At 62.7% G+C, this 23,394-nt stretch carries 17 protein-coding genes; 7 read left to right on the top strand and 10 right to left on the bottom strand.

Translation table 11 applies throughout. The features are described from left to right. Positions 1-350 precede the first annotated feature (350 nt). The 8 genes from metH to WNZ15_RS06880 form a co-directional block, all read right to left on the bottom strand. Positions 351-4,079, bottom strand: a complete 3,729-nt coding sequence (gene metH / locus WNZ15_RS06915; RefSeq protein WP_342892228.1) for a methionine synthase — start codon at positions 4,077-4,079, stop codon at positions 351-353. Positions 4,080-4,467: 388 nt separating this feature from the next. Further along, the gene (gene metF / locus WNZ15_RS06910; RefSeq protein WP_342892227.1) at positions 4,468-5,379 is read right to left on the bottom strand and encodes a methylenetetrahydrofolate reductase [NAD(P)H]; all 912 of its coding nucleotides are present in this window, start codon (positions 5,377-5,379) and stop codon (positions 4,468-4,470) included. Between the two features lies 1 nt (position 5,380). After that, entirely contained in the window at positions 5,381-6,391 is a 1,011-nt protein-coding gene (locus WNZ15_RS06905) for a metalloregulator ArsR/SmtB family transcription factor (RefSeq protein WP_342892226.1), read from the bottom strand. Between the two features lie 255 nt (positions 6,392-6,646). Further along, the gene (locus tag WNZ15_RS06900; protein WP_342892225.1) at positions 6,647-7,516 is read right to left on the bottom strand and encodes a hypothetical protein; all 870 of its coding nucleotides are present in this window, start codon (positions 7,514-7,516) and stop codon (positions 6,647-6,649) included. An 8-nt stretch (positions 7,517-7,524) separates the two neighbouring features. Next, the gene (locus tag WNZ15_RS06895) at positions 7,525-8,574 is read right to left on the bottom strand and encodes a hypothetical protein (RefSeq protein ID WP_342892224.1); all 1,050 of its coding nucleotides are present in this window, start codon (positions 8,572-8,574) and stop codon (positions 7,525-7,527) included. Between the two features lie 107 nt (positions 8,575-8,681). Continuing rightward, entirely contained in the window at positions 8,682-9,248 is a 567-nt protein-coding gene (locus tag WNZ15_RS06890) for a hypothetical protein (RefSeq protein WP_342892223.1), read from the bottom strand. A 97-nt stretch (positions 9,249-9,345) separates the two neighbouring features. Next, positions 9,346-11,766, bottom strand: coding sequence for a mechanosensitive ion channel family protein (locus WNZ15_RS06885; RefSeq protein WP_342892222.1), 2,421 nt, complete (start codon positions 11,764-11,766; stop codon positions 9,346-9,348). 150 nt (positions 11,767-11,916) lie between these two features. Further along, positions 11,917-13,002 carry a DUF2336 domain-containing protein gene (locus WNZ15_RS06880; protein WP_342892221.1) on the bottom strand — a complete coding sequence of 362 codons (1,086 nt, stop codon included), beginning with the start codon at positions 13,000-13,002 and terminating at the stop codon, positions 11,917-11,919. A gap of 444 nt (positions 13,003-13,446) precedes the next feature. On the opposite strand from WNZ15_RS06880, the gene WNZ15_RS06875 reads away from it, so the two are divergent. Further along, a complete protein-coding gene (locus WNZ15_RS06875; protein ID WP_342892220.1) occupies positions 13,447-13,761 on the top strand; it encodes a hypothetical protein in 315 nt (104 codons plus the stop codon). Between the two features lie 3 nt (positions 13,762-13,764). Here the strand turns inward: WNZ15_RS06875 and WNZ15_RS06870 are convergent, their stop codons facing one another. Beyond that, positions 13,765-17,283, bottom strand: coding sequence for an indolepyruvate ferredoxin oxidoreductase family protein (locus tag WNZ15_RS06870; protein ID WP_342892219.1), 3,519 nt, complete (start codon positions 17,281-17,283; stop codon positions 13,765-13,767). Between the two features lie 144 nt (positions 17,284-17,427). On the opposite strand from WNZ15_RS06870, the gene WNZ15_RS06865 reads away from it, so the two are divergent. From WNZ15_RS06865 to WNZ15_RS06850, 4 genes are all read left to right on the top strand, one after another. After that, the gene (locus WNZ15_RS06865; protein WP_342892218.1) at positions 17,428-17,907 is read left to right on the top strand and encodes an Lrp/AsnC family transcriptional regulator; all 480 of its coding nucleotides are present in this window, start codon (positions 17,428-17,430) and stop codon (positions 17,905-17,907) included. A 154-nt stretch (positions 17,908-18,061) separates the two neighbouring features. Continuing rightward, on the top strand, positions 18,062-18,820 hold the full coding sequence (locus WNZ15_RS06860) for a hypothetical protein (RefSeq protein WP_342892217.1): 759 nt from the start codon (positions 18,062-18,064) through the stop codon (positions 18,818-18,820). 181 nt (positions 18,821-19,001) lie between these two features. Further along, the gene (locus tag WNZ15_RS06855) at positions 19,002-19,310 is read left to right on the top strand and encodes a PepSY domain-containing protein (protein WP_342892216.1); all 309 of its coding nucleotides are present in this window, start codon (positions 19,002-19,004) and stop codon (positions 19,308-19,310) included. A 201-nt stretch (positions 19,311-19,511) separates the two neighbouring features. Further along, positions 19,512-20,075, top strand: coding sequence for a helix-turn-helix transcriptional regulator (locus WNZ15_RS06850; RefSeq protein ID WP_342892215.1), 564 nt, complete (start codon positions 19,512-19,514; stop codon positions 20,073-20,075). Between the two features lie 62 nt (positions 20,076-20,137). On the opposite strand, the gene WNZ15_RS06845 is transcribed toward WNZ15_RS06850, so the two are convergent. Further along, the gene (locus tag WNZ15_RS06845; RefSeq protein WP_342892214.1) at positions 20,138-21,409 is read right to left on the bottom strand and encodes an FAD-binding oxidoreductase; all 1,272 of its coding nucleotides are present in this window, start codon (positions 21,407-21,409) and stop codon (positions 20,138-20,140) included. A gap of 105 nt (positions 21,410-21,514) precedes the next feature. Between WNZ15_RS06845 and WNZ15_RS06840 the strand changes: the two genes are divergently transcribed. Together WNZ15_RS06840 and WNZ15_RS06835 are read left to right on the top strand one after the other, a co-directional pair. Beyond that, positions 21,515-22,489: a sodium:proton symporter gene (locus WNZ15_RS06840; RefSeq protein WP_342892213.1), complete on the top strand. Its 975-nt coding sequence runs from the start codon at positions 21,515-21,517 to the stop codon at positions 22,487-22,489. A gap of 58 nt (positions 22,490-22,547) precedes the next feature. Next, positions 22,548-23,318, top strand: a complete 771-nt coding sequence (locus WNZ15_RS06835) for a DUF2259 domain-containing protein (RefSeq protein WP_342892212.1) — start codon at positions 22,548-22,550, stop codon at positions 23,316-23,318. Positions 23,319-23,394 lie beyond the last annotated feature (76 nt).

Below are 23,394 nucleotides of genomic sequence, written 5' to 3'. Positions count from 1 at the left end.
GATTCCTGCCTTGCCGGAACAGCTTCTCTCCAGGTGCGGTACAAACGCGACGGCAACCACGCGAGGCGGTCCCGGTTGTAGTCCTGGCGATGCTGAACCAATAGCATTCTGGCGATTTGCACAGTCATATTGTTCTCCTTTGGCAAGCACGGAACATTCCGCCCTCACCTGATGAATCTGAATGTAGCGCACTTTGTGCACTTTTCAAGAGCGCACTATGTGCATTTCCACTTAAAAAACCCTTATTTTCCCGGATCTCTTTAATTCACGCACGAAATTAAAAGGCCTCCTGCTGGTAAACAGCAGGAGGCCTGTAGAGTTCCGGATAAACAGTCGCGTTGAAGTCGGGACTACTCTGCGGCCTCCACACGTGCCGGATCGTAATTCAGGATCGGTGCCAGCCAGCGTTCCGCGTAGGCCAGATCCCAGCCCTTGCGTGCCGCGTAGTCTTCCACCTGGTCGCGTTCGATCTTGCCGACACCGAAATAATGGCTGTCGGCATGGCTGAAATAGAGGCCGGAGACGGAAGAGCCCGGCAGCATCGCCCGGCTTTCGGTGAGCTGGATGCCGGTCAGCCGCTCTGCGTCGAGCAGTCGGAACAAGGTATCCTTCTCGGTGTGATCAGGCTGGGCCGGATATCCCGCGGCAGGACGAATGCCCTGGTATTTCTCCGCGATGATGTCCTCGGCCGACAGCGTCTCATCGGCCGCGTAGCCCCACAGGTCCTTGCGCACGATCTGGTGCAGCTTTTCGGCGAAGGCCTCGGCCAGCCGGTCCGCCAGCGCCTGGGACAGGATCTTGTTGTAGTCGTCGTTTTCGCGGGCGTATCGGGCCGCCAGTTCGTCCTCGCCATGTCCCGCCGTGACGGCGAAACCGCCGACCCAGTCATCGACACCGCTGCCCTCGGGCGCGACGAAATCGCTGAGCGCGACATTGGCGCGCCCCCCCGCCGTACGTGCCATCTGCTGGCGCAGCGTGTGAAAGGTCGCCAGTTCCTGTGACCGGCTCTCATCCATGAAGATCCGGACATCGTCACCGGCGGCATTGGCCGGCCAGATCGAGGCGACACCGCGCGCCGTCAGCAGTTTTCCCTCGACGATCTCGTCCAGCATCCGCCGGGCATCGTCATAAAGCGCCTTCGCGGCAGGGCCGTAGCGGTTGTCGGTCAGGACCGCCGGATAGCGTCCCTTGATTTCCCATGTGGCAAAGAACGGCGTCCAGTCGATCAGGGGCACCAGATCTTCCAGCGGGAAGTCATCGAACACGGAGAGCCCGGAGGTCTTCGGCGCAACCGGAGGCTTCCCGGCGAAGTCGGACCTGAACGCGTTTGCGCGCGCGGCCGCAAGGGCCGTGCGTTTCTGCCCGCCTCGTCCGGCGGCGTGCTTTGCGGCGATATCGACATATTCGCTGCGGATGTCGGAAAAATAGGGATCGCGGCCGTTTTCGCTCATCAGTTTCGAGGCAACGCCGACCGCCCGGCCGGCATCGGTGACATAGATCGCCTGGCCGCGCGCGTAATTGGGATGGATCTTCACCGCCGTATGGATCTTGGAGGTCGTGGCCCCGCCGATCAGCAGCGGCACATCCATGCCTTCGCGTTCCAGTTCGGCGGCCACGTGGCACATCTCGTCGAGTGACGGAGTGATCAGGCCGGACAGACCGATGATGTCGACCTTTTCCTGGCGCGCGGTTTCCAGGATCTTTGCAGCCGGCACCATCACGCCGAGATCGATCACTTCGAAATTGTTGCACTGGAGCACGACGCCGACGATGTTCTTGCCGATGTCATGGACATCTCCCTTCACGGTCGCCATCAGGATCTTGCCGGCGGAAGAATAGCCGGACAGCCCCTGCTCCAGCTTTTCCTTTTCCATGAACGGCATCAGATAGGCGACGGCCCGCTTCATGACGCGCGCGGATTTGACCACCTGCGGCAGGAACATCTGGCCAGAGCCGAACAGGTCGCCGACCACGTTCATTCCGTCCATCAACGGCCCTTCGATGACGTGGAGCGGCCGGTCGAAGGCCTGTCGCGCCTCTTCCGTATCCTCTTCCACGTAATCGGCGATGCCATGGACCAGAGCGTGCTCCAGGCGCTTGGCAACACCCCAGGTGCGCCAGGTGAGATCGGCTTCCCGTTTCTGACCGCCCTCGCCTTTCCAGCGCTCGGCCGCCTCCAGCATCCGGTCGGTGGCATCGTCGCGCCGGTTCAGGACCACGTCCTCGCACAGCTCGCGCAGCTCGGTGTCCAGATCGTTGTAGACCGCGAGCTGACCGGCATTGACGATGCCCATGTCCATGCCGCGCTGAATGGCATGATACAGGAATACCGAATGCATCGCCTCGCGCACGGCCTCGTTGCCGCGGAACGAGAAGCTGAGGTTCGAGACGCCGCCCGAGACATGTGCATGGGGCAGATTCTCGCGGATCCAGCCGGTCGCCTCGATGAAATCGACGCCATAATTGTTGTGTTCCTCGATACCGGTTGCCACCGCGAAGATGTTCGGATCGAAGATGATGTCTTCCGGCGGAAACCCGACCTCTTCCGTCAGCAGCTTGTAGGATCGGGCACAGATTTCGGTCTTGCGCTTGAAACTGTCGGCCTGGCCGGTCTCGTCGAACGCCATGACCACGACGGCCGCGCCATAGCGGCGAACCAGCTTCGCCTGTTCTATAAACGCCTCTTCGCCTTCCTTCATGGAGATGGAATTCACCACCCCCTTGCCCTGGATGCATTTGAGGCCCGCCTCGATCACCGTCCATTTGGAGCTGTCGATCATGATCGGCACCTTGGCGATGTCCGGTTCGGCGGCGACGAGATTGAGGAAGGTGACCATGGCTTCCTCGGAATCAAGCAGGCCCTCGTCCATGTTGATGTCGATGATCTGGGCGCCGTTTTCCACCTGCTGGCGGGCAACGTTCAGCGCGGTTCCGAAATCGCCTTCCTTGATCAGCTTGCGGAAGCGGGCAGAGCCGGTGACGTTGGTGCGCTCGCCGACATTGACGAAGTTCGTTTCCTTCGTGATCACGAAGGGCTCGAGCCCGGACAACCGCGTGTGCCGCTCGATCTGCGGAATTTCGCGCGGTGTCTTGTCCGCGACCGCCTCGGCGATCGCCCTGATATGGGCCGGCGTTGTGCCGCAGCAGCCGCCGACCATGTTGACCAGACCGGCTGAGGCGAATTCGGCGATCAGACCGGCCATGTGTTCCGGGCTCTCGTCATACTCCCCGAATTCGTTGGGCAGGCCCGCATTGGGATAGGCGCAGACGAGCGTGTCCGCCACCCGCCCGAGTTCGTCCACATGTGCCCGCATTTCCTTCGCGCCGAGAGCACAGTTCAGACCGATGGTCAGCGGATTGGTGTGCCGCACCGAGTTCCAGAAGGCTTCGGGGGTCTGGCCGGAGAGCGTGCGTCCCGACAGGTCCGTGATCGTGCCGGAAATCATCACCGGCAGAGCCTTGCCGGTCTCCTCGAACACTTCCTCGACGGCGAAGAGGGCTGCCTTTGCATTCAGCGTATCGAAGATGGTTTCCACCAGAATGATATCCGCTCCGCCGGCGATCAGCCCGCGCGTGGCCTCCGCATACGCAATGCGCAAATCATCAAAGGAGACAGCGCGGTAGCCGGGATTGTTCACGTCCGGAGAAATCGATGCGGTCCGGTTGGTCGGACCGAGCGCGCCAGCGACCAGGCGCGGGCGGGACGGATCGCGGGCGGTGACCTGGTCACAGGCTTCACGCGCCAGTTTCGCGCTTTCGAAGTTCAGCTCATAGGCCAGCTCCTGCATGCCGTAATCGGCCTGCGCGATGGTCGTGGAGGAAAACGTATTGGTCTCGACAATGTCGGCCCCCGCCTCCAGGTAGTCGACATGGATCTGGCGGATGGCGTCGGGCTGGGTCAGACTGAGCAGGTCGTTGTTGCCCTGGACGTCGCTGGACCAGTCCTTGAACCGCTCCCCGCGATAGGCCGCCTCGTCCAGCTTCAGAAGCTGGATCTCCGTGCCCATCGCGCCGTCGAGCACGAGAATGCGGGTTCTTGCAAGATCACGGAGGCGCTCGAAGGCGTCGGACTTGATCACGGGGTATTTCCTTCCAGAGTGTCTGGTTCGTTGTTCTTGGTTCGGGCGCCGGGGTATCGGAAGCGCCCTTGAATTAAATGTGTGCGGCGGGAGCCTGGCGGACGCCGCGCGCACCGGCTGCAACGATCTTGCTACGGCTTTCGCCGTTTACCCCCATCCCTCACCCTTCCCCACAAGGGGGAAGGGAATTCCGCCGAATGCGTCGCGACGCGGTGCTCAATCACCCCTTTGAAAAGAACGCCGCATCCCGGCAGTTGAGGCCTGATCCCCCTCCCCCTTGTGAGGAGGGGTTAGGGGTGGGGGTCCACACAAGAAATCAGGGGTGGGGACCCCACAAGAGTTCAGCGGCAGGTGCCCCCCACAAAGCATGCGGCGGACGTCCGGAACCTTATGCCGCCAGATCTTCCCGCACGGGCTGTCCCATGCCCAGCATGTGGCAGATGGCGTAAGTCAGATCGGCCCGGTTCATGGTGTAGAAGTGGAAATCGCTGATACCGCGGTCGACCAGATCCATGACCTGCTCGCAGGCGATCGCGACGCCGACCAGTTTGCGGGTTTCCGGGTCGTTGGCAAGGCCGGCGAACCGGCGGGCGAGCCATTGCGGGATCGAGGTGCCGCATTTTGCGGAGAACACCATGGTCTGCTCGAAATTGTGGATCGGCACGATGCCCGGAATGACCGGGATGTTGATCCCGGCAGCGGCGATCCGGTCCAGATAGGCATCGAACAGGTCATTGTCGAAAAAATACTGGGTGATGATCCGGTCCGCTCCGGCATCCACCTTGCGCTTCAGGTTGTCGATCTCGACCTGCCAGTTGCCGCTTTCCGGGTGTTTTTCCGGGTATCCCGAGACCGAAATATCGAAATCGGCGATCTTCTTGATGCCCGCGACCAGGTCGGAAGCGAAGGCATAGCCGGTCTCGTGCGGAACGTAACGCGAGCCGATGCCCTCCAGCGGATCACCGCGCAGGGCAACCAGATGGCGCACGCCCAGAGACCAGTAGTCCCTGACGATGGCATCGATTTCGTCCTGCGACGCGCCGACACAGGTCAGATGCGCCGCCGGCGCCAGGTCCGTTTCCTTCAGGATCCGGTCCACGGTCTTGTGGGTCCGCTCCCGCGTCGACCCGCCCGCGCCATAAGTCACCGACACGAAGGCTGGTTCGAGCGGCGCCAGGCGCTGCACCGTGTTCCAGAGCGTCTCGGCCATCTTGTCCGACTTGGGCGGAAAGAACTCGAACGACGCGGAGATCGGCGACGCGGCGGCCTGCTGCGAGCGGCGGTTGGAAGTGTCAGTCATGTCAGGCGACCTCTCGGGACGTGTCTCGGGCAGGCCAGTCGGTGACGATGCGTCGATCCCGCGCGAGCCATAATGTTACGGTCAGATTGGTGTCGGTGTCGTCTCCCGGAACCAGGTCGGTCACCTGTTCCAGGTCCAGGTCATGGGTTTCCAGCCAGCGCTCCATCTGGTCGCGGCCAAAGCCGAGCCGGCGATGGGCATGTTTCTCGCGCAGGAATTCCAGTTCGTGGGGGGCAAAGTCGATGATCAGCAGGCGGCCGCCGGGACGCAATGCCCGCGCGGCTTCGGACAATGCCCGTGCCGGTTCATCCAGAAAATGCAGCACCTGGTGGATCGCCACCACGTCGAAAGAACGTGGCGGCACGTTCAGGGCATAGACGTCGCCGTGGCGCACCTGCGCATTCGTCAGACCGGCCTTGGCAAGGTTCGCCCGCGCCACCGCCAGCATGTCGTGGGAGGCGTCGATACCCAATGCGGACGTGTACTGATCGGAGAACAGCTCCAGCAAGCGCCCGGTGCCTGTCCCCAGGTCAAGGAAGGACTGGAACGGCGTGTCGCCCAGGGCGGCCCGCATGCTTGCCTCGACAGCGTCTTCGGACACATGCAGGGAGCGCTCCCTGTCCCAGGTGAGCGCGCGCGCGGCGAAATAGGCCGCGGCCTCCTCCGCCTTGGCCTTGCGGATCGCCTGAAAGCGTTCCTGATCGGCCGCCAGCACGGCGTCATCGCCGGAAATGCGGGCCACAAGGTCCCGTGCCAGTTGCCCCTCGGGCCCGTCCGCCAGCCGGTAATAGACCCAGGACCCTTCCGGATACCGCCGGATCAGATCCGCTTCCGCCAGAAGCTTCAGATGCCGGGAAATGCGCGGCTGGCTCTGACCCAGGATCGCCGTGGCATCCTTGACCGTCAGCTCGCTTTCCGCAAGCAAGGCAATCAGCCTGAGGCGCGTCGTCTCGCCGACAGCTCTCAAGGCCACAAGGGTGTCTTCCACGGAAAGGGTCTGCTCTTCGGTCATGCACTCAGCCATCGATGTCGATATAAAGATATGTTTATATCAACAGAGACAGCAATGCAAGTCTCCGATCCCGCCGGTTTTACTGTCGGTGGCATGTGCCCCGAAAGCACGACACGCCGGACAAAGGGTGGACAACACTCCACCAGACGCGTGTCGCAAGGCGACGGCGTGTATCGGACAGGGCGAGCAACACGATGCGCCCGCCGGCGGGCGCACATGGGCCGCCAGTCGGGTCATAATCAACACCATTCGATACTACAGGGGCTGATCCTCAGCCGCCAGCATGTGATCGAACAGCCCGCCCTGCACGCAGGCAGGAAGGCCGGTGCGGGGCACGAGCGCGGTGCCTTCCAGCTCGCGCGCATACAGCTGCTCGATATCGCTCGTGTCGACGGTCTGGCCATGGACGACCGAGTCCAGCTTGGTGCGGAAGGCGTCGAGGCCGCCCATGGAGGAAAAATGCCAGCCGGCGTCCCGGATGATCTTCACCGGCCGGCCGATGCCGGACAGGTTGTTGTTGCGGCTGCGCAGGAAGGGTTGTGCCAGAACATCCGGCACCCAGGACTTCTTGGTCATGCGGGCCTTGGTGCGGCGCAGTTGCTGCGGCGTTGTCAGGTATCTGTTCTCGATCATGCGGGACCCGAGCAGCCAGGTCTTGTCCGGGACAATCCTGTTCAGGTGATGCTTGTGCAGGCTTTGCTCGAACACCAGCAGCCTTCCCTCGTAAAGCCGGTCTTGCAGAACACGTTCCAGAACCTCGGCGCGCACGATCTCGTCAACATCCGACAGCAGGATCAGATCATCGGGCACGCAGGCCTCCAGCGCGCGGGAAATGCAGTTGCGCTGGTAATTCTCCCGCTCCCAGTCGGCCCTGCGCCGGTTCTTGTAGACACCCAGAGCGGGCGGCAAAACATCCGGAAAGGTGATCTGCAGGTCGATGATCCTGTCTGCCCAGGGCGCGAACCGCTCCCGGTTCTCGGCGAAATAATACGGTTTGGCCCCGCCGCGCTGGGTCCGGTCGGCCTCCACCAGCACGAACCTGTCGACATGATCGCCCATCTCCCGAAGGCGGATCTCCAGAAGGTCGAACTCGTTGTGAAAGACGAAACAGTCGTAAAGCTGCATGAATTTTCCTAAAGGCTCTTCCAGAGCCTGAATTTGGCCCTGAGAGCCTTTTCCTGAACCAGACGCCTTGCCCTGAAAACCGGAGACAGCTTGAGCGGCCCGGCGGGTGCGGCGCCGGACAGGAACACCTCGTCGAACCGTTGCATCACCGGGCCGGGCAGAAAATCCGTCACCGAGGTGCGCGCCAGCTCCGCGTCCGAATGCGTGGGCGTATAGTCCGTCAGCAGGCGCAGCAGATCCCGCCGCGTGCGGTAGATCCAGTCCGGCTTCGGCGTCATGACAACATGGTTCCGGTCCATGCCTCCGGCCCAGCTGAACACCGGCTTTCCGGCCATCAGGAATTCGGCGATGGCGAGACCGAAGCTCTCGCCGATCTTCTTGGCATTGAGGCCGGCATCGCACGTCGCGATGAAACGGGACTTTTCACGGGCTTCGACAATCGGCGGCAGAAACAGCGCCCGTGGGTGGTCGATGAATTTTTCCGTGTTCACGAATAGGAAATGCAGATCGGACCGGCGTGCGAGCGCTTCCCCGGCGGCCTTCCGGGCAAAGGGAATGTTGAACTGATCATGGCCGCCATAGCGGCCGACCACAAAGGCATCGTGCGGAATGCCGAGTGTCTCGCGCAGGGTGTCATCCGACAGCGGCAGATCGACGATATGCGGCACGAATGGCGCCAGCCCGCCGCTCATCCAGTCGGCCAGCCACTCCGACACATAGGCGTAGATATCGCCATGGGGCTCGAAATGACGAAACACGGTGTGAACGCCGGAGCGTTCGGCGCTGATGCCGAGCGGAGCAACACGTCCTTCCCTGATGTAATAGCAGAAATCGAGCTTGAACGGGTCGCTGACCCGGCGGCTGTCGTCGCCCGGCTGAACCGGGACCAGTGTCACCGACTGCCCGAATTTCTCGACCACGGAAGGCGTGCTTTTCGCCGGGCTGTAAAAGACGAATGCCTCATGGCCAAGCTCGTTCTGAACACCGAGCGCATAGTCGTGAAGCGCGACACTCATGCCGCGTTCGTTGAGTGTGCCTGCCTGAAATCCGATCCGCATTCCGGTCCCGTCAAGTTATCTGCCGGGACCGATATCGGATTTCACCGCCGAGGTCCATGCGGTCACGGCCGAATTCGAACCCGGCACCGCCGTGACCGGGACAGGCGCTACTTGATGACGAAGGGCAACTGAACCCTGGCAGAGCTTCCGCTGTATTCGTCATTGATGGTCAGCACCAGCAGATAGTCGCCCGCTTCGGCCCCGCTCACGTTGAGCGTCAGGTTGGCCATATATTCGGTGTTGGGCACATGGCTCTTGAACTCGAAGCGGCCAAAGCCCTTCTGCCCGGCAAGCACCTTGCCGTCCGGCGACGTCAGATCGAAATCGACGGTCAGGAGCGAGGTGTGGAAGCCCTCCGCCTGTTTCCAGTCGAAGCCGACCGGCTCGAGATAGATCCGGAGCGGCTCGCCCTCGGCAAAAACGTTGTCTGCCCGCTCGGTGTAGATGCCGTAGCCGTCCGCCTGGGCCTCGACGAAGATCGCCGTCTCGACGGTGAGCGGCGCGGCGCGCCAGGCCTCGAACAGAGCCTCTCGCATCAACAGGACGGCCCGGGTGCCCTCTCCGGCGCTCAGCGCCGTTTCGGCCTCGTTCGCCTTGTCCAGCAAGGGACCGGCCGCGCCCGGCAGGCAAAGGCCCAGCAACACGACAAGTCCCGCAAAACCACGTTTCAGCATCTTTCCCCCCATCCGTACGGCACCCTGAAATGCGGCACCGGCACTTCCCGGCACCAAGACAGCATGACCGTCCTGTTTCAGTCCAGCCGGCGGGCCGTCAGAGCTGATCGGCGGATGCCTCGCCCGACTGCGCTCCTTCTTCATCGTCCAGCATGCGGGCGGCTGCCGCACCTGCAGCGGCAGCGGCTGCCGCATTGGTGGTGGCCGGCGCCTGATCTTCCGGTCCGTCGTTCGGGTTGGCGACGCGCACCGTCACCTGCCGGTGGGCAAACTTGATACCGTTCTTCTCGAACAGGTCCTGCAGCCCTGCATAAACGACCTTGCGCAACTCGAACTGCTTGCCCGGCTTGGTGGTGAATTTCACCCGGGCGATCATGGCGCTGTCCTCCATGGACATGATGCCCTGGGACTTGAGCGGTGCCAGGAACATCGGACCGAAATACTCGTCGTCCAGAAGCTCCTTGCCGAACGTCTTGATGATCTTGCGCATCTTCTCGACATCCGTGTCGTAGGTGACCCGGAAGGCCAGCTTCATGACGGCCCAGTCGCGCGAGAAGTTCTCCACCTGCTGGATTTCGCCGAAGGGAACCGTAGTCAGCGCACCGCGGTGGTGGCGCAGTTGCATGGAGCGAATCGAAATCTTCTCGACCACGCCCTTGGCGCTGCCGATGTCGATATATTCCCCTTTCCGGAAGGCATCGTCGATCAGGTAGAAAGCCCCGGAGAAGATGTCCCGGATGAGGGTCTGTGCGCCGAAACCGATCGCCAGACCGACAACACCGGCACCGGCAAAGAGCGGCGCGATGTTCACGCCGAGTTCCGCCAGCACCACCATCGCCGCGATGACGACAATGGTGATCAGCAGGAAATTCCGGAAGATCGGCAGCAAGGTCGCGATCCGGCTTTCACCGGCCCCGCCGACTTCCGCTTCCTCATCGGCTTCCGCCGGCGTTTCCTTGGCGATCTGCCTGTCTATGACGATCTTGACCGATTCATAGGCCATGTAGCCAAGGAACACGACGAGCAGGACCTCGATGAAGGATCCGATCAGCGATCCGCTGCCCGCGAGCGGAACGCCCCACATGCTCGCCAGAATGTCCACTGCCCCGAACAGGACGACAATGGTGGCGCCGCGGTCGAACAGATCCCGGAACGGCGACCGCATGGCCTCGCGTTCCGTCGCCTCGGCCTGCGCCTGTGCCCGCGCGCTTTCTTGATCCAGCACGCCGCCTTCGCTTTCTTCCGCACGCTGGATGTCTTCGACGATCCGCTCCCGGGCCGCCGGCGTGTCCAGCCGGGGCAGCAGGACCCGGTCGATGATCAGGATCAGCAGCCCATAGACCACCGCAGCCAGCAACAACACCTCGAGCGGCGCGGCGACCAGTCCCGTCGCATCCGGCAGATCGAGCAGGATCCGCACCGCGGAAATGCCCCAGGCAAGGACAAAATAGAAGATGGCGATATAGTGCCACGCCCCCGCGAGCACCCTGCGCCACATCGGTGCATCGCCAGTGCCCTTGATCAAACGGGCCACGGTCCGGCGGAAAGCGAACGCAATGACGCTCAAGACCACCGTCGACAGGGCGGCCGCGCCGATCAGCGCGACCTTGTGGGCGTCCCGGTTCAAGCCAAGGCGATCCATCCACAGACAAAAGGCGACCGCAAACAGGGAGATCGCGGATCCGAGCAGAAGGCTTCTGTAGAGCCCTTTCGCCTCGCCGTCTGTCAAGGCCGGCAACCGGTGACTTGCCGCGTCCGGCGCGAACAGATTGAGCCAGATTATCCGCAACGCCAGGAACACGGAGACGACACCGAACACCACCATCGCCGTCTCGTTGGCCGCTTCCAGGCCCGTGCCGATCAGAAGGTAGACAGCCACCGAGACGCCGAAAAACAGAATCACGCCGACGATCATGAGCAGCGCGCGCAGGTAGAGGTAGATGATCTTGTCAGCGCGCGAGTAGACGTCGGTGCGGAACAGGGAGGCGAACATGTGCCGGCCCCAGCGTCCCAGCATGACGGAGGCTGCAATCCCGATCGCCGCCGCAATCCCGATATCGATCAGGGCGGCACCGATCCAGCTCAATCCCCGGTCCTCGCCTTCGGCCCTGAGAGTGGTCAGAATGGTGGCGTGGATCGTCGGAATTTGCCTCACGATGGATTTCAGGACATTCCGCGCCTCGACGGCATCGTCGGCGAAATCGTCAACCGACCGGAGAAGCCCCCCTTCGCCGTCTCCGCTCTCGCCAGCCCCCTTGCCACCGCCATCGGCCTGCCCGGCTGCGCCATCGGCCTGCCCGGCTGCGTCCTCGGTTGTTCCGGCCGCGGGCTCTGTCTTTTCCCCGTCGGCTTCGGCCAGACCGGACAGGATTGCGGAGACGCCCTGCGCCATGACGGGTGCCTGCGCTGAAGACAGCAACAGCGCGCCGGCAATCACGCAGGCAACAAGGCCAATACTTCCGAGCAGGCGGGTCAGGTCCGAACGGGACGGACGAAGCGGGCAGTAGCTACGGCGCATGAGGACTCCACGTCTGCTCGTACAAGATTTCCGCGTCATTCTTGCCACGGTTCCGTTCCGATTGAAAGGAACCCGCACCGCCCATACCGAACAAAAAAACCCGGCTCATCGAGCCGGGCTTCAGGTGACAGGATGCGCCATCCTGGGATTTCAGTGCAACACTTCGTGGTTCCAATGCGCCATCTTGCGCTTGGCGTCCGCAATACTCATGCGTTCGAACATGCCCATGGCCTCGCCGCGGACCTCAGGCGTCAGACGATGGCGCCAGGGACCGATGGACAGGAGCGAGCCCGCGGTGATCGACGACAGGCCGGACGCCTTCGCAAGGATCACGAACGGCTCCGGGTCCGGACGCACCATCCAGTGGCTGACTTCCTCCACGCCGCAGCGTGCGAGCCAGGCAAAGGTCGCGACCGCCTCGGCGAACCGGTCTTCCGACGCGAACCGGCGAAGCGCGGCCTCGTTGACCATGCCGCGCTTGGCAAGCAGAAGAACCCGGCTGCGCGCGGTTTCGAAATCGTAGCGGCCCAGCCAGTACTGGTTCGACATGCGTTGCGCGGCGACCTCTGCGGCCTCCTCCACGCGCTCGGCTTCGTGTCCACGGCCGGACGCATGCAGCTTCCGGCGGACTTCCTCGCTGGCCACCGAGACCAGGCTGGCAATATGCGCCTCGGCCAGATCGGCGCGTTCGCTCAGGGAGAGCTGCAGCGTGGCGTCCGAGGCCGCGTCGCTGATCAACGCCATGATCGAGGCATTCGACAGGCTGGCGCCGTCATTTCCGGCGACCTTGCGCTTCACCTTGAGGTCGCCCCGCCGCACCAGAACGTCGGTGAGCTCCTCGGAAAGCACTTCCCTCTGGGCAATCGCGAACCGGTGCGCATCGCCCCGCTTTTCCGCGATCTTGATGAGATCGGCGTCCCGCAGGACGGTCGACCGCAGCAGGATCGGCTCGGCAACGTCGATGTCGTCGTCTGCAAGGCGGCGGATCGTTTCCTCCGGCCCCCGGCGCAAGCTGGACATCTGATCTGCCACGTAACTTCTGACTTCGCCCTCGACCATGTCGACAAGACGCAGCAAAACGGAATCGTAGATATCGACCTGTTCATCCGAACAACGGTCGGAGGTCAGGGCGAACAGTGTCGCGACATGGCGGGCCAGTTCGGCCCTCCGGGCGCTGCCAGCTTCGCCGGTCAGCTCCGAGAAGTTCACCAGTTCTGTTTTCAACGCTTCAGTCATTCTTCGATACCAATTGTCAAAATTAAGCCGATCCGGCGGTGCTATCGAAAATGAACAGGAGACTTAAAGAAGGTCGAAACACGCTTTTCGAGAATGTAATTGTGTTTGTCTAAAACTTTCGACGAATTCTCGCCTCTTCAAGATTGATCGCATCAAATAACTGAATTTTATATCCCTTTTCCAAATCATCCCTCAAACCGGAGCACCGTGCCCGGGGTGAATTAGATTGATAATTTTTGCATATGAGCGTTTTTACTCCCCGCTTTCAGGGCCTGCACGGCCGAAATTTAAGATTTTGCCGATGACATGCGGCCCGCCACATCCCGATCCAACACCTCCGGCATGAAAATGCGACGCATTTAAAAATATTTTCCTTTTTATATTGCAGATCTCCTGCGTCGCCGCACATAAAGAAAGAAATATTCTTCTTTATAGGAGACCCTCATGGACCGCCGGACCTCATCGAAGCCGTCTCTTTCCGTGTCCGTTTCGCCCGTGTCCATTCCGAAGAGCATCATTCGGCGTCTGACCGGCGCTTTCCGCCAACTCATGGGAAAGAACATCGGCAAGCGGCAGGTCCGGCAACGGCTTCCCCGGGCTCTCCTTGCCGATGTGCTCGGCGACACCGGCCTGCTGCACGCCACCCTGGACGATAGAGGCCGCCGCCCGCCACGGTTCGAAGGTCCGTGGCTGGCGTTCCACCCGACATTGCCGGGTGGAACGCCGGTCGGACCGCCCAAACGCCAGCCTGCCGACTGAGATCTACTCCGCTGCGGCCAGAAACTCCTTGGAGCTGCTCTTGTCGTCGCTGCCGTCATTGCTGCGATGCAGCCTGCTCAGCAATTGGCTGCGCTTTTCCGAAGCCTTTGCCAGAGTGCCCTCCTTTACCGGGCCGAAGCCCCGCACAAGATCGGGCACCCGGGCCAGTTCGACCAGCAGGCCGTAATCGCTGTCCGTCAGCCGGTTCAGGATTTCGGCGACATCACCCTGGTACTGTGTGGCAAGAGCCCGTTCGGCCTTGCGTTCCGCGGTGCGCCCGAACGGATCATACCAATTGCCGCGGGCGCCCTTGAACCGGGCAAGAAGACGGAACGCGCTGAAGATCCAGGGCCCAAAGGCGATTTTCTCCGGCCGACCGGTCTTTTGATCCTTGCGATGGGCAAGCATCGGCGGCGCCAGGTGCACCTTGACCTTGCCCGGATTTTCAAACCGCTGCAGCAGCTTGTCCCGGAAGGCCGGATCCGAGTAGAGCCGTGCGACTTCATATTCGTCCTTGTAGGCCATCACCTTGAAAAGCATGTCGGCCACCGTCCGGGTCAGGCGCAGCGTCCCCGGGCCGTGCGTCTCGTCGGCGGTTTTCACCCTGGCGACCAGATCGGCGTAGCGCGCCGCATAGGCCGCGTCCTGATAAGCGGTCAGTTCGCGCGTGTTGAACGCGACCTTCTCGTCAAGCGTGAAGCTCCGGGGACTGGCCTGCGCCGGCAGCGCAGCCATCAGCTTGTCCGGTGCGGCCGCCAGTACCCGGCCGGCACGGAACGCCTTGATGTTGTTGCCGACGGCGGCGCCATTGAGTTCCAGCGCAGTCTCGATGGCGTAGTCGGAGACCGGCAGAGCGCCGCTCTGATAGGCCATGCCGACCAGCAGCATGTTGGCGAAGATGGCATCGCCGAGGAGTTTCTCGGCCACATCGGCCGCGTTCAGCGGAAGATAACTGCCGGATGCCTCGCGCAGGGACTGGTCCATTCGCTTCTCGTCGAAGGACAGGGTCTGCTTGATCACAAACTCGGCTGTGGGAGCCACCTTGGTGTTGGCAACGGTCAGCGTGTGGCCGCGATGGGCCAGCGCGAGCTGGTCGGCGTTGGCGGCCACCACCATGTCGCTGGCGATCAGCAGGTCGAGGCTCGCCGCGGGAACACGCGGACCTTCGATCGACTTGTCCAGCGCGGCGAACCGCACGTGGGACGTCACCGGACCGCCCTTCTGCGCCAGGCCGGTCATGTCGAGCGTCGATGCCTGCTTTCCGTCGACGTGCGCGGCCATCGCCAGGACGGCGCTGATCGTGGTCACGCCCATGCCGCCGATCCCCGCAACCAGTGCGTTCCAGGTCCGGTCAAGCGGTGCCTGTTCCGGCAGCGGCAGACCGGCCACAAGCGCGTCGATATCGACCTCCGCCTTTTTCGGCTTCCTGAGCGCGGCGCCCTCAACCTCGACAAACGAGGGACAGAAACCCTTGATGCAGGAAAAATCCTTGTTGCAGCTGGACTGGTTGATGACCCGCTTTTCGCCGAACGGCGTCGCCAGCGGTTCGACCGACAGGCAATTGGACTGCACGGAACAGTCGCCGCAGCCTTCGCAGACCCGGTCGTTGATGAAAAGCCGCTTGTCGGGATCGGGAAACTGGCCCCGCTTGCGCCGGCGTCGCTTTTCGGCGGCGCAGGTCTGATCGTAGACGATCACGGACACGCCGGGAAACTCCTGCATCTCCCTTTGAACGTCCATCAGTTCATCGCGGTGATACACTTTGGTGCCCGGTGCGATCGGCGACCAGGAACCGTACAGGTCCGGAGTTTCGGAGACGATCGCGATGCGCTCGACCCCTTCGCCCTCGAGCTGACGCGTGATCTGCGGCACGCTCAGCTGGCCGTCCACTTTCTGTCCGCCGGTCATGGCGACCGCGTCATTATAGAGGATCTTGTAGGTAATCGGCACATTGGATGCCAGCGCCTGACGGATCGCCAGAATACCGGAATGGAAATAGGTGCCGTCGCCGACATTGGCAAACACATGGGTGTCGCCGGAAAACGGCTGCTGACCGACCCAAAGGATGCCCTCGCCGCCCATGGCGATCTGCCCTTCGGTCGTGCGCCCCGCCATTTCGGTCATCGCGTGGCAGCCGATGCCCGGCAGCGACCTTGCGCCTTCCGGCGTGCTCGTGGAGGTGGAATGCGGGCAGCCGGAGCAGAAATAGGGTATCCGCGCCGCCCGTTCCGCATGGCCCTGGGCCCACATGGCCTGTTTGTTCATCCGGTTGGCAACGGACCGCATTTCCTCGGTGACAACTTCTTCCGGCAGCCACTTCATGAGACCTTCCATCAGTTCGGCAACCGACAGTTCGAGCACGTCTGAAAGGAAGGGCGATCCATCCGGGCGGCGCTTGCCCCAGATCTCGGGCCGGCTCATTTCGGGCCAGTGATAGGAAATCTCCTTGATCTGGGTTTCCATGAACGCGCGCTTGTGCTCGACAACGAGCAGGCTCTCGACGCCGCGGGCAAACTCGCGCAGGCCGAGCGGCTCGAGCGGCCAGGTCATGGCGACCTTGTAGACGGACAGGCCCAGCGCCCGGGCCATGTCTTCGGTGACGCCCATGAGGTCGAGCGCCTGCAGCAGGTCGCGATAGGCCTTGCCCGAAGCAACGATGCCGAACTTGGCCTGCCCGCGCGCGCCGAAGGCCACCCGGTCAAGCCCGTTGGTGCGAACGTAATTCTGGGCAGCGGGGACCCGCAGGTCGCGCACCAGGCGTTCCGTCTCCAGCCGGTTGCCGAGCAGAAGATCGCGGTTCTGGCGATAGTCCTTGCGCGGATCGCCTTCGAGCGGGTGCACAAGGCGCAGCCGGTCCGGGGCAATATTGATGGTTGCGGATGCATCCATGGTGTCGGCGACACAGATCAGCGCCGTCCACAAGCTGGTGAAGCGGGACATTTCCAGCCCGTGCAGACCGTAGTCGAGAACTTCCTGGATATCCGCCGGATTGAGCACCGGCATTTCCGCGTGCTGAAAGAAGAACTCGCTCTGCGCCGGCAGGATCGAGGATTTCGCCAGATGGTCGTCGCCGGCCAGGGCCAGGACGCCGCCGTTGCGGTCCGTGCCGGAGGCGTTCGCCTGGCGCAGGGCGTCGCCGGCGCGGTCGACCCCCGGGGACTTGCCGTACCAGATGCCGAAGACGCCGTCATAGGCGGTCGGCCGGCCGACACCGCCCTCCCCGCGCAGCTTCTGGCTGCCCCAGACCGCGGTGGCGCCGAGCTCCTCGTTGACGCCCGGCTTGAACACGACATCATGGCTCTTGAGATGACCGCGGGCCCGCATCAGTTCCGTGTCGTAGCCCGCCAGCGGAGATCCCCGGTAGCCGGAAATGAAACCGCCGGTCTTCAGGCCCGCCTGCCGGTCCAGCCGCGCGCGGTCGAGAGCAAGCCGGACCAGCGCTTGTATGCCCGTCAGATAGACCCGTCCCTCCATGGCGACATATTTGTCTTCCAGGGTCACGGTTGGCATATGCACGTTCATCCGAATTCCTCCTCAACCGATGCGTTGGGGGCCGCCGCGCACGGCCCTCCCTCTCAAAGCAATATCATCCTTTTCCCGGGCAATTTCTGTGCTATCGTCACGAACATTCACCCAATGGCAGCATAAAAATTCCCAAAATGACCAATGACTGATAAATATCTTCTCGACCCGTCCGACGTGCGCGTGCTGCGCGTCCTGCAACGGGATGCCTCGCTCTCCATCGCCGAAGTCGCCAAGGAAGCCGGAATGAGCCAGACGCCCTGCTGGCGCAGGATCAAGCGTTTGAAAGAACAGGGCATCATCCGGCAAATCACCGCCATTATCGACCGCGAATCCGTCGGACTCGGGTTCGTGGCCTATTCCTTCGTCAAGCTTGCCGTTCCAAGCCGTGACAACATGGAAACTTTCGACAAGCTTGTCCACCACTGGCCGGAAGTGGTCACCTGCGAGCGTATCACCGGCGCCGTCGACTACCTGATCAAGGTGGTCACCGACGATATCAAGGCCTACGACAATTTTCTGCGTCTGAAACTGCTGGACAACACGCTCGTGTCCGATGTGCAGTCCCGCATCGTCGTCAACACGGTGAAAGATACGGTGGCCTTGCCTCTGCGCGAAAGCTGAGCAGGACCGCCCCCGCCACCGACTTCGACCCCGTTCCATCGCCGCATCGCTCGTTTCAGGTGTTCGACCGGCACCGCCTTGGGCTGTTTCTGATCCGGCCCGAACCTGTTAACACTCAGCCCTGAAGTCAGTCTGGTTGGGGGAAAGACAGCAAATGCGGGCAAATGAAGTTGTGAGACAGGGCCTCGTGGTCTCCATGATGGTCCTGTTGACCGGTCTTGTCGCGGCTTGCCAGAGTTCATCCGGGACGCAAGTGGCGCAGCAACCAAGCTATCTTTCCCAAATTCACCTTGCCCAGGTCGATGTGGATTTCTCCAACGCCGAACGGCCCCTGCTTGTCGGCGAACTCGATGCGGAAATCAGCGGCTCCGTGTCGGGTGGATCGGCGGTCGAGACCCTGGGCACGCGCGTTGGCGTCGTCAATGGTCGGGCCAAACAAGCGGCCTTGGAAAAGGCGATCGCCGCCAATGTCAGGCCCTATGTGGAAGAAGCGCTGACACCCCTGTTTACGGGCACCCGGCCCGTCCGGGCCGTCGTTACGGTCAAGTCCGTTTTCATCAGAAGCCGCATGAGCCTTTATCAGCTGACGGGCACAAAGCTGACCGTCAATGGCAAGAAGAGGCCTGACAACGCCCAGTTCATTGCCGGTCTCAAACTTTATGACCAGAGCACCGGACTTCCCTTCCAGGAGGTCGAGCCGATCACCCGGATCGACGACGGCTCGATCACGCTGGCAGGCGGCGGGCCCAAGGCGCCCCGCTACGGCAAGTCCGCCCGGCTTGACCAGTTGATCTTCGACTATGCGCGCGCCGCAGCCAACGCCTTGCAGCGGAAAGCCTCCGGCAGCAACTTCAGCATCGCCGCCGAGGAAGGCGACAAGAAGACGCTCTGGGAAAGTCGCGGGAGTTTCTGAAGCGAGGTCTGGCTTCCCAGCGACCCCAGAACACTCGGTAAACCGGCATAAACCTTGGTTGAGAAGCGGATTTATAAGCCTTTGGCGGATAGCGGGCCGGCCCCTCCGGTCGCCAGATTGGGGAAGACGGCGGCCAGTCCGTTGTCGATCTGACCTCCCAACAGTCAAAGGACTTTTTCTTATGAAACTCTCTTTCAAATCACCGGCTCTGATACTGTTTGCCGGGTCCGGTCTTCTGGCGAGCATGGGTCTTGCGCTGGCTGCCGTCAGCGTGGGCGACACGCTCGGAACAACCGAAGACGCGATCCGCTCGGCACTGACCTCTGAAGGCTACGCCGTGGAGGAAATCGAGACCGAAGACCGAGAGATCGAGGTCGAAGTCTCACTGGACGGCCAGGAGATGGAAGTTGTCGTCGATGCCATGTCCGGCAAGGTTCTGGAAATGGAACTGGAAGGCCCGGACGAGGGCAACGAAAAAGTCGACGACTGATGTCTGCCTGAGCCGCCCCCGGCCGGATCCGCCATGGTCCGCCCCGACCAACCGGCCGGGGCACTCACGAACGACTTCCATTGAAGCGCCGGCAAAGATACTGCCTTGGATTGACGGCGGAACCGGCGCATCATGGTCCCACGGTTGTCCTGTGTGCCGACCCAATGCGGACTGTCCTTGTCACGGAGATCCAAAGAGACCATGCCGCCTCTTCCAAACTGGAAAATCACCTGGCCCTGGCTGCTGTTCGGCCTTCAGGGGATCTGCATTTTCTTTCTCGTCACGGAAGAAGTGGTCGACTGGTTCTGGGGAGAAAACCCGGCCTCCGTGATCGGCAACGACATCGTGGAAAACCTGGTGGTTGCCGCGCTCGTCGTCAGTCTGGTCGCCACCGGGCTTGAGGTCAGAAAAACAATGACACGACAAAAACGCCTGGAACAGCAGATCAAGGTTGCCTCCGGCGCCTTTGCTGTCATGCTTGAGGAACATTTCGAGAGCTGGGCCCTGACCCCTTCCGAAGCCGATGTCGCTCTGCTTGCGCTGAAGGGATTTTCCATTGCCGAAATGGCGCGAATCCGCATGACCGCCGAAGGCACCGTCAAAGCCCAGTGCAACGCGATCTACCGCAAGGCCGGCGTTTCCGGCCGGCCTCAATTGCTCTCGCTGTTCATTGACGAACTGCTTTACGGATCGCTTCTTTCAGAGGATCCGTCCGGAAAGAACGTGCCCGACCCGGTCAGTCCATCAAGCCAGGTGCAAGCCTGACAAGCATTTCCGAACGACGTCCACAGACCAAATACGGCTCCCTGAGCAGAGTTTGAATAACTTCAGCTCAAGAACCGGGCCGGCGACAGGCCCGCGGGATCCAGCAGCGGCTTTGTGCCGGCGATCATCGAGGCAAGCAGCCGGCCCGTGACCGGACCGAGCGTGAACCCGTCATGGGCGTGGCCGAAATTCAACCACAGTCCGGGTGTTGCCGGTGACGGACCGACCACCGGCAACGAATCGGGCAGACAGGGTCTGCACCCCAGCCACACGTCTTCCTGCAGCGGCTGGCCCAGCGGAAACAGCTCCTCCGCACGCCGCAGGGCGCGCCGGATCACGGCCGGGTTGACTGGCGCATCGCGCGGCGCCAGCTCGACACCCGTCGTCAGCCGGATCCCGTTGTCCGTCGGCGCCAGGGCAAATCCGTTCTCCACGTCGACCACTGGCCGCGACAGCGAGGCACCGGACACCGGCCGGTAATGCATGTGGTAGCCGCGCTTGACCGCATGCGGATAGGTTTCGCCGAGCTTTTTCAGGAGATCCCCCGACCAGGCCCCAAGCGCGACCACCACTTGCCGGGCAAAGACGTCACTGCGTTCGCACGGAAGCTGCCAGGCGCCCCTTTGGCGGGTGAGCCGCTGCGCATCCCCGCGCAGGGAACATCCGCCTTCGCGGATGAACCCGCGCCAGAAGGCATCGACAACCGCCCCCGGGTTCGAGACGGAACGGCTCTCCGGCCAGTGCACGCCTTTCAGGCCTGCGGCCAGGAGCCCCGGCTCGAGACCCGCCAGATCGCCATCCGAAAGTTCCTTGTAGGCAACGCCGAAGACCCGCGCATATTGCCGCTCGGCCTCCCCGGCCCTGAAGGCGGCTTCGGACCGGTAGAGATGGAGCCAGCCGCCCTGGCGGTAGAAACGGTCCGCATTTGTCGTGCGGGCCAGTTCAAGATGCTCCGCGACGGCAAAGGCCCTGAGCGGGGCGATGACCCTGGAATAGGCTTCCGCGCCCCGGGCGGTGCTGGCCAGATGGTACTGCCGCAGCCAGGGCAGCATCCGGATCACCGTGGCCAGATCAAGCGTGACCGCACTCGAGCGGCCCAGCGCAATGCCGAGCAGCTGCAGCGAGCGGACAGGCACCGCGTGCGGCACGAAACCGTTGCGCTGGACGATGCCCGCATTGCCATAGGACGCTTCCTCACCCGGATGTCTCCGGTCGACCAGTGCAACATCCAGCCCCAGCCTGCGCAGATGCAGGGCGGTCGACACGCCGACGATCCCGGCACCGAGCACCATCACGTCGAACGACTGGGTCTGCGTCTTCTTTTTTGTTGTCATATCTGTTCCGGCCGGCCTGATATCCGGGGCTGGCATCCCCCCGTCCGATCCGATAAGAATCCCTGAAGTGCCTGCCGTAGCAGACATTTCAGGAGATGACTTTAAATGATTCGCTTGATCGGGGCAGGCTTGGCATGGATCGGGCGCCACGGAACGGCAGCGCTCGCGGTGAGTATCTTCATCGGCGTCGCCCTGCCCGCCCTCTCGTCCACCATGCGTCCCTATCTGACACTGTCCGTGTTCAGCCTGCTGACCCTCGCCTTTCTGCGCCTCGACGCGGCTGAATTCAGACAACGCCTGCGTCGGCCGGCGCTGTTGCTTGCCGCACTGGCCTGGATGATGCTCGGCACGCCCCTCCTGACCTTCGGCCTGGTCGCCGCCGCCGGGCCGGAGGCCCTCGGCCCGGACGCCGTCCTGGCCCTGTTCATCGCGACCGCCGCCCCGCCTGTGATGGCGGCCCCGGCCTTCATCTACCTGCTCGGGCTGAACGGCACGCTCAGCCTGGCGCTGTCCGTGGCGGCCCTGATCGTGACTCCGCTGACGGCGCCCCTGATCGGCGAACTGATGCTCGGGCCCTCGCTGCCCCTGAGTGTCGGCGGACTGGCAGCGCAGCTGTCATTGCTGCTCGCGGGCGCGTTCGTGATCGCGGCGGCGCTGCGCCGGCTGGCCGGGTCGGAACGCCTCGGCCGAAGCGCCCACCACATCAGCGGCCTGAATGTTGTCCTGCTGCTGATTTTCGCCATAGCGGCCATGGACGGCGTTGCGGCAAGCTTCGCAAGCAGACCGGTCTTCACTCTCGGCCTGACCGCGCTCACCTTCGTACTCGCCCTTGTGCAGATCCTGCTGACGCTGCTGCTGTTCTCACCGGCCAGCCGGGAAGACGCCTATGCCATTGCCCATACCTGCGGCACCCGCAACATGGGCCTGATGGTGGCCGCCCTTGGCGGGACCCTGCCAGAACTCACCTGGCTGTGGTTCGCGGTCGGCCAGTTCCCGATCTACCTGCTGCCGATGATCCTGAAGCCATTCGTGCGCGTTTTCTGCCGCCAGAACGTGAAACCTGTGACGCCGCCGGTGTGACGACCCGGCTGTGATATGCTTGGGTCTCTCCACGTCAACCACTGCCCGGGAGAGTGTCATGCCAATCGTCCGCTCACGTTTCCATTTTCTGGCCGGGAGGCTGCGCTTCTGCGCGGCCGCTCTTCTGGCCGCCTTCACCCTTGTCCCGGCTGCCGCCGCCGGCGACACGGCCGAGCTTCAGCTTCTCGGGTTCTCGAAGACCGGCGATGTCTTCGCCTTCGAGCAATACGGCGTCCAGGACGGCTCGGGTTTCCCCTATTCGGAGATCTTCGTGATCGATGTGATCGGCGACACCTGGGTCCCGCCCTCGCCATTCCGCCTGCGCAAGGATGTCGAGGCCGGCTCGGGCGAACCCGGCGACAGCGCCCTGTCGCAAACCCGGGCCGAAAACCGCCTCGCAGCCCAGCCGCTGCTTCAGGACACGGCGGTCGCCGGCAAGGGCCGGACGATGGGGTTCAACCCGCGTACCGAACTCACCTCCGATCCGCACAAGATGCTGGTTGCCGCCCGCGACACGGTCCAGCCAGGTGACGATCCGATTGACCTCACGTTGAGCCAATACGCTCTGCCCGACGCACAGTGTCAGGGCTATGGCGCCGAGACAAGAGGCTTCCGGCTGACCATGGTCCGGGGTGGCGTGACCAGGACACTCAACGAGGACAGCGCGGTCCCGGCAAGCCGGAACTGTCCGCTTGCCTACCGGATCGAGCGCTTCGTCACGCATTTTCCGGAACACGCCCCGCCGGTGTTCGCGGTGCTCATCCAGATGGACAGCCTTGGGTTCGAAGGGCCGGACCGCAGATACCTGGCGATAACCGGGCGGCTTTGAACGCCTAAACCGATTGAGCGCCGCGGCGCGGTCTTGCCCGGACGCAGGAGAAGTGCTAGCGCGGCGTCATCATCTG

Origin of the sequence: Roseibium sp. AS2 (genome assembly GCF_038900065.1) — a bacterium.
Classification (GTDB): domain Bacteria; phylum Pseudomonadota; class Alphaproteobacteria; order Rhizobiales; family Stappiaceae; genus Roseibium.
The sequence above is the reverse complement of the archived record's forward strand: the minus strand, read 5'-3'. Positions and strand labels throughout refer to the sequence as shown.

Bases quoted from the DNA above. Each gene is read 5' to 3' on its own strand.
- WNZ15_RS06835 (WP_342892212.1), top strand. From the start codon at position 22,548: ATGCCAATCGTCCGCTCACGTTTCCATTTTCTGGCCGGGAGGCTGCGC.
- WNZ15_RS06905 (WP_342892226.1), bottom strand. From the start codon at position 6,391: ATGACCGAAGAGCAGACCCTTTCCGTGGAAGACACCCTTGTGGCCTTG.
- WNZ15_RS06895 (WP_342892224.1), bottom strand. From the start codon at position 8,574: ATGCGGATCGGATTTCAGGCAGGCACACTCAACGAACGCGGCATGAGT.
- WNZ15_RS06860 (WP_342892217.1), top strand. From the start codon at position 18,062: ATGCGGGCAAATGAAGTTGTGAGACAGGGCCTCGTGGTCTCCATGATG.
- WNZ15_RS06850 (WP_342892215.1), top strand. From the start codon at position 19,512: ATGCCGCCTCTTCCAAACTGGAAAATCACCTGGCCCTGGCTGCTGTTC.
- WNZ15_RS06890 (WP_342892223.1), bottom strand. From the start codon at position 9,248: ATGCTGAAACGTGGTTTTGCGGGACTTGTCGTGTTGCTGGGCCTTTGC.
- WNZ15_RS06880 (WP_342892221.1), bottom strand. From the start codon at position 13,002: ATGACTGAAGCGTTGAAAACAGAACTGGTGAACTTCTCGGAGCTGACC.
- WNZ15_RS06855 (WP_342892216.1), top strand. From the start codon at position 19,002: ATGAAACTCTCTTTCAAATCACCGGCTCTGATACTGTTTGCCGGGTCC.
- metF (WP_342892227.1), bottom strand. From the start codon at position 5,379: ATGACTGACACTTCCAACCGCCGCTCGCAGCAGGCCGCCGCGTCGCCG.
- WNZ15_RS06870 (WP_342892219.1), bottom strand. From the start codon at position 17,283: ATGAACGTGCATATGCCAACCGTGACCCTGGAAGACAAATATGTCGCC.
- WNZ15_RS06840 (WP_342892213.1), top strand. From the start codon at position 21,515: ATGATTCGCTTGATCGGGGCAGGCTTGGCATGGATCGGGCGCCACGGA.
- WNZ15_RS06865 (WP_342892218.1), top strand. From the start codon at position 17,428: ATGACTGATAAATATCTTCTCGACCCGTCCGACGTGCGCGTGCTGCGC.
- WNZ15_RS06900 (WP_342892225.1), bottom strand. From the start codon at position 7,516: ATGCAGCTTTACGACTGTTTCGTCTTTCACAACGAGTTCGACCTTCTG.
- WNZ15_RS06875 (WP_342892220.1), top strand. From the start codon at position 13,447: ATGGACCGCCGGACCTCATCGAAGCCGTCTCTTTCCGTGTCCGTTTCG.
- WNZ15_RS06845 (WP_342892214.1), bottom strand. From the start codon at position 21,409: ATGACAACAAAAAAGAAGACGCAGACCCAGTCGTTCGACGTGATGGTG.
- WNZ15_RS06885 (WP_342892222.1), bottom strand. From the start codon at position 11,766: ATGCGCCGTAGCTACTGCCCGCTTCGTCCGTCCCGTTCGGACCTGACC.